We start from the raw sequence: 6673 nt of genomic DNA on the forward strand, positions 1-6673 counted from the left end.
TGATTGGAGCAAAAGGCGAAGACTCCTGAGGGAGATAGCGCTAGGTGGAGACCCCGCAGGCGTAGCCGAGGAGGCTCCAGCAGTGCCCCTAGGAAAGCGAAGCCTTTTGCGGAAATCAACAGCGGTGTTTGATAAAATTTCAACATCAAGGTGGCTTCCAACGAAGTGAGGAGGCTCAAGGTCGCTCCGCGGAAAGCGAAGCCTTTTGCGGAAATTAACAGCGGTATTCAGCAAATCAAAAAACGACTTCCCCTCAACATGAAGGAAAGCCGGTTTTTATATACATTATCATTCTACTTCATGCTGAAGGGACTTCTCATATGCTTCTTGGAATTTGGTAACATCACCGGCTCCCATGAAAATAATGACGCTATTTTCATGCTTTGCCAACAATTCTGTTCCTTCTTCTGTCAGAATTTCTGCACGGTCAATTTTCTCCAACAAATCATTAATCGTCAGCTTCCCTTGATTCTCTCTAGCAGAACCGAATATATCACACAAGTAAACATGGTCCGCTCCGTTTAAGCTTTCCGCAAATTCATTCAAGAATGTTTGAGTTCTTGTAAAAGTATGCGGTTGGAATACGGCAATCACGTCGCGATCAGGATATTTTTGGTTGGCTGCATCAATAGTCGCACGAATCTCAGTTGGATGATGGGCATAATCATCAATCAAAACTTGAGAGCCTATTACTTTCTCTGAAAATCTTCGTTTAACTCCTTCAAATGTAAGCAATTGACTCTGAATCACATCGACAGGAATTTCTTCATAGTGACATAACGCAATGACAGCCAAGGAGTTCATAATGTTGTGGTCACCATACCCATTTATTTTAAATGTAGCATAATGGTTATTACGTACATATACATCAAATGTGGTACCTTCTGTTGATTTTTCCACATGACGTGCTTGGAAATCATTCTCTTCCCCGAAACCATAGTAGATTACTGGAACTTTTGCCTGAATTTTTTGCAGATACTCGTCATCTCCACATGCAATGATTCCCTTCTTCACTTGCATAGCCATCTCCTGGAATGCTGAAAACACATCATCAATACTGCCAAAATAATCTGGATGGTCAAAATCGATATTTGTCATGATCGTATAATCAGGAAAATAGGATAAGAAATGCCTTTTGTACTCACATGCTTCAAATACAAAATATTCACTACCCTCTACTCCACGACCTGTGCCATCTCCAATAAGGTAAGATGTAGGCTTCGCCCCTTGAATGACATGAGAAAGCAATCCTGTTGTAGACGTCTTTCCGTGCGCACCCGTTACGGCGATACTGGTGTATTTCTCCATAAATTGGCCCAGGAATTGCGGATACCGTATGACTGGTATATTTAGTTCTTTTGCCGCTTCTATCTCCTCATGTGTGTCAGGAAATGCATTACCGGCAATAACCGTCATATCTTCTGTAATATTGTCCTTGTCAAAAGGGAGGATAGTAATCCCTTTTTCTTCGAGACCTTTTTGCGTAAAAAACCTCTTCTCAATATCTGACCCTTGTACTTGAAAATGCATATCGTCCAATATACCGGCAAGGGCACTCATTCCTGATCCTTTAATACCAACAAAATGATAAATGGTCATGAAAAAACCTCCAACATTTATCTATATATAATTCGCTTATTCATGCAAACGAACTGAATAATAGTTTTTATTTTTGTACCAAACGTAGTTTTCTCCGCATAGATAATCCATTATATGATTAGCGTCTAAAAATGCTAATTCCCTTATGTTTAAGGATTAAAACCATATGTAGAAAAGACTTTTCTTAACAACGATCTATTATAGCACTAATTCAACAATTCCACTACCGTACCCTTATGCAACGGAACATCATAGGAAAAAACTGATAGACCTTCTCCCTACCAGTTTCTCCATATACCACGTACTCGTATACTTTAATCCACTTTTTCCAATCGTTCATTGAAGCGGTATTTTCTTCCCGCCTTTGCTTGTGGCTCCCCGTTTAACACAACATTATCGCCAGTAAAACCAATATGAATTTTCAGCAAGCTTCCTCCCACACCATAAATATCGACCGGCACATTCTGCTCTTCGAATTCCCTGATGCGTTGCTCACTGAAACCACCGCTTACCACAATCTTCACATGTTGGAAGCCTTCTTTATCCAGTGCTTCACGCAGTGCAAAGACAAGAGGGGCATTTACTCCGCGTGGGTCAAATGTTCCCAGTACATCCTGATGACGGATGAAATGCTGATCGATCATGGTTCTGGATGTATCGACCCGGACTCCCTTTAGCTTGTCACCGAATTCTCTTGCCACTCGCAATGCATCTGTAATGACATCATTGTTGTAATCTACCAGAACCAACAGGTCATCTTCTGGAAATTTAGCATGGTAAGCTTTAGAAGCCTCTACTACATCCCCATTAAATAGTTGGATGAGAGCATGTGGCATCGTGCCCATCCCTTTTTTACCCCACCATTCATTCATTGCATGAGTTGCTTGGGCCGTGGAGCCTCCAATATGCGCTGCATATCCGTCTCCAGCTTGTTGGGTATAATGATCATCACGATCTCCCATGAAAATGACTGGTTTTTGTCCTGCAGCTTTCACTACATTATAAACATTCGTAGACACCGATGTTCTTCTGGCCAGAATACCATCAATTACTCCTTCTAAGAATCCAAAATTCTGATAAGGGCCCGTAATGGTTAAAACTGTTTCAAACGGAGCAATTTTGTCACCATCTTTTAAGGAATAAATCTCCAGTGAATCCGGGTCATCAGCGAAAGTCTTAATCAATGCAATTACTTCGTCTGTTCCACATAAGACCGCATGATCTTTTTGAAAAAATTGCATTGTCACTATGTTATCTGGTTTAAACTCTTTAACAATTTCTCGTGTTTTCAAAAAATATACAGCTGAAAACCATCCTTCTTTTACACGCTCATCAAATTTAAACGTGCGATTGGTCAGCCTTTTAATTTTACCTTGCAGCTTCAACTCAATTTCTTTCATACTCTTAAAAGCTCCTTAAGACCCTGTTTTCGGGTTACTATCTTGTCGGATATACCGACTCCTATTGTTTACTAGTATTAATAATAATAGAAGATTGTATCCATTTACAACAACTTCAGTTAAGGAGCATTAAAAGTCAGAATCTTGCATACTGACAAGTTCCTCTTCTGAAACAAGTACATCTCTTGGTTTACTGCCCTTTGGACCAGATATCACACCTTGGTCCTCCATCATTTCCATTAAGCGAGCAGCTCGGTTATAGCCAATCCGAAATCTTCTTTGCAAACTGGAAGTGGATGCACCATTTTGATCAATTACGTATTGACATGCTTCTAAAAAGAGCTCATCTTCTTCTTGTATGGTGCTCTCTTTTAGCAATTCGCTTTGCTCAAACAAATAATTAGGCTTTTGCTCTTTACGAACATGGTCAACCGCTCTCTCTATCTCCTCATCTGAGACAAAATTTCCTTGTACCCTGATTGGCTTAGGAGCACCATTTTCAAGCAACAGCATATCCCCGCGCCCAAGAAGGCGCTCAGCCCCACCAATATCAATGATTGTTCTGGAATCTACTTGGGAAGAAACAGAGAAAGCAATCCGTGTTGGAATATTCGCCTTGATAAGACCTGTAATAACATCAACGGACGGACGTTGTGTGGTAATTAGTAAGTGCATTCCGCAGGCACGTGCTTTTTGGGCAATCCGACAAATGGCTTCCTCGACATCACTTGGAGCAACCATCATAAGGTCAGCCAACTCATCAATGATGATGACCATATATGGCAAGGATTCTTGGTTATGCTTTTTCGCAGTTTCATTGTACTTTCCAATATCTCTTACACCTGCATGAACAAACAACTCATAACGGCGTTCCATCTCTTCCACTGCCCATTTTAACGCAGCCGTTGCTGCCTTTACATCTGTGATAACCGGGCTGACAAGATGCGGAATGTGGTTGTAAGGTGTAAGTTCTACCATTTTGGGATCTATCAATAAAAGTTTCACTTCGTCTGGAGTACTTTTATATAACAAACTCATAATGATAGAGTTTACACAGACGCTTTTTCCGGATCCCGTTGCACCGGCAATTAATCCGTGTGGCATTTTCTGCAAATCCAACACAACAGGTTGACCTGAAATATCCAACCCTAAAGCTACTGTCAATGGAGAATTATTCTGGATAAACGATGGATGTCGAATAATTTCTCTGATAAATACGGGCTTACTTACACGATTAGGCACTTCAATTCCAATCGTGTTTTTCCCTGGTATTGGCGCCTCCATCCGGATATCACGCGCAGACAGGCTAAGTTTAATGTCGTCACTTAAATTAGTAATTTTGTTTACCTTTACACCAGGCTCTGGTTGTACTTCAAACTGAGTAACAGATGGTCCTTGGGTTGCTTTTACTACTTTGGCACCGACCCTGAAATGATGTAAGGTTTCGTCTAGTAATTGTTTCTGCGCTTCTACCCAGTCCTGGTCACCCTGAGAATGCTGTGGTGGGATGGCGAGCATCGTTATAGGCGGCTTTCTGTAAAACGGTTGTGATACTTCTGCTTTAGCCAACATCTGCTGTTTTCTCTCTAAAGAACGTTTATCCTGCTTAAGCATGATTACATTAAATGGAATGTTCTGTTTAGAAGAAGAATCTTTTGTACGAGTTACTTCCGGTTTTGGATGTTCTACCCGTTCCTCTTTAGGCTCGCTATACTGCAAAGTTGCAGCTGATTGCTGTTGAGAAATAGAAACATCTACATTAACTTCATCCAATTCTTCTATTTCTTCTATTTCTTCCATATCTTCTATTACTTCTATTTCTTCTATTTCTTCCATATCTTCTATTACTTCTATTGATTCTATTTCTTCCATATCTTCTATTACTTCTATTGATTCTTCAACATCAGCTTCCAAGTGTTCTTCGCTGACAGCTCTGTCTATCATTGAAGTTATTGGATTCTCCCTATCCCATCTATCCTCTGGGGTATCACTTTCTTCTACTAGCTCCTCACTAAAAGCTTGTACCTTTGATTTGTCGTTATCTGTAAGTTCTTCAAAGTTTACACTAGCGTAGCTTTCTAGTGGGTTCCATTCTGCCGCCTCATTAGAGATTGGTTTTTGTTCTCTACTGTACAGCTCAATCTCAGGGATATATTCTTCTTTCTTTTCCGTAAAGGGACGAGGTTTATATCCATAAATAGGGGACACCACCTCTGTTGGATGAAAGGGTTGTTTATTTTTGTTTGTTACTTTTTCGAATGCTCTTGTTGTGCTTATTTTCTTTGTTGTTTCTGTCGGTTTTACTGGCTCTTCTGTCATTTTTTCTTGTTTCACTTTAATTGATTCTGGCTTGTTTTGTTCTGCTGATTTAGGTTTAGTAGGATGATTAGCCTTAGCTTGTTGTCTTCTTTCCTGTCTTGGCTGCTGATCTTTTTTTCCATCATCCGGAATAAGAGGAAAGCGAAATTTACCAGTAGGATATTGATAAGTCACTTTTGCTGTTGGTTGTTTTTGCTTATTTTCCGGTTTCTTAGCGTAATCTTGCTCAATGGTCCTTTCTTCCTCATCACTTAGCTGAGCAAACAGCTTTTTAAACCAGTTCACATTCATCACACTCTTTCTTTGTTGTTCGTAACCTGTTCTCTTATCAGGTTCAGTAGGCAAAAAACCACTAGAGAACATCTAGTGGTAAAAAAGAAAAGTCATCTCGAAATTAACCTGAAAACGGTTGGCCCGCCTCATATTTCTCGGCTTCTAAAACAAGGATACCTTTTTCTGCCGGTGCATTTGGAAGGTCTAGTTCTTTAGCAGAACAAATCATTCCTGAGGATGCAACGCCTCGCAGTTCTGCATCTCTAATAACAAGTCCGCTAGGCATGACTGCTCCAACCTTTGCAACTACGACAAATTGTCCGCTATCTACATTTGGGGCGCCACAAACAATCTGAAGTACTTCTGTCCCTACATCTACTTTACATACACTTAGTTTGTCTGCATTTGGATGTTTTTCTTTTTCTATCACATGTCCAACAACGAATTTCGGGCTGAGGTCAGGATTGAGGGTTTCTTTCACTCCATTTTCCTCTAAGGCTTGATTAAGTTTTGCAATTAGGTCTTCTGTTAGGTTGACTGGGCCTTTGAAGTCGTCTACTGCTATATATTGGGATGCGTTGAAAAGGTTGTATCCCGCTATTTCTTTTGTTTCTTTATCTATAATCTTCGCAATGTCCCCGGTTTTTTCTACCATTCGATTGTTTAAATTGATTTCTTTTATGTAGATTAGAAGTGTGTCGCCTATGCCTTCTTGGTTATAGTACACGTTTATGGTCATGGTTTTTCTTCCTTTCTATTAGTAAGTTAAGAGTCGCTTTTATACCCAGTTTCCTTGCGTTCCAGGTGTTCGCTTTCCGCGGGAAGGTGCTTGAGCCTCCTCACTTCATGGAAAGCCACTGAAAAAATCTATGATTTTATAAATTGGTTAAACTCCGCTGTTGATTTCCGCAAATGGCTTCGCTTTCCTAGGGGCGCTGCTGGAGCCTCCTCGGCTATACTCTGCACCCCTATTGTTGGACACACCATCTAACAATAGGAGGTGTAGTCCAAATGACTATATTCACCAAGGAGGAAAAACTCCTTGCCGCAAGACGTTACTTGGATGATTTATATAGTTACCG

The 6673-nt window shown here is 40.5% G+C and carries 4 protein-coding genes; all 4 read right to left on the bottom strand.

The genetic code is table 11. The annotated features are described in order from the left end of the window. Window positions 1-288: 288 nt before the first annotated feature. The 4 genes from murC to ytpR all read right to left on the bottom strand — a co-directional run bounded on the left by murC (window position 289) and on the right by ytpR (window position 6324). A complete protein-coding gene (gene murC, locus HF078_RS00080) occupies window positions 289-1599 on the bottom strand; it encodes a UDP-N-acetylmuramate--L-alanine ligase (protein WP_169289302.1) in 1311 nt (436 codons plus the stop codon). 314 nt (window positions 1600-1913) lie between these two features. Further along, window positions 1914-2999: a nicotinate phosphoribosyltransferase gene (locus tag HF078_RS00085; RefSeq protein WP_169289303.1), complete on the bottom strand. Its 1086-nt coding sequence runs from the start codon at window positions 2997-2999 to the stop codon at window positions 1914-1916. Between the two features lie 129 nt (window positions 3000-3128). After that, the gene (locus HF078_RS00090) at window positions 3129-5603 is read right to left on the bottom strand and encodes a DNA translocase FtsK (protein ID WP_346775292.1); all 2475 of its coding nucleotides are present in this window, start codon (window positions 5601-5603) and stop codon (window positions 3129-3131) included. Between the two features lie 109 nt (window positions 5604-5712). Continuing rightward, on the bottom strand, window positions 5713-6324 hold the full coding sequence (ytpR, locus tag HF078_RS00095) for a YtpR family tRNA-binding protein (RefSeq protein ID WP_169289305.1): 612 nt from the start codon (window positions 6322-6324) through the stop codon (window positions 5713-5715). Window positions 6325-6673: the final 349 nt, after the last annotated feature.

The organism is Bacillus sp. RO2 (assembly GCF_012911845.1).
Taxonomy (GTDB): domain Bacteria; phylum Bacillota; class Bacilli; order Bacillales; family Bacillaceae_I; genus Sutcliffiella_A.

What these genes read in the sequence shown, in the direction of transcription:
- murC (WP_169289302.1), bottom strand. Translation starts at nt 1,599, where the DNA reads ATGACCATTTATCATTTTGTTGGTATTAAAGGATCAGGAATGAGTGCC.
- HF078_RS00085 (WP_169289303.1), bottom strand. Translation starts at nt 2,999, where the DNA reads ATGAAAGAAATTGAGTTGAAGCTGCAAGGTAAAATTAAAAGGCTGACC.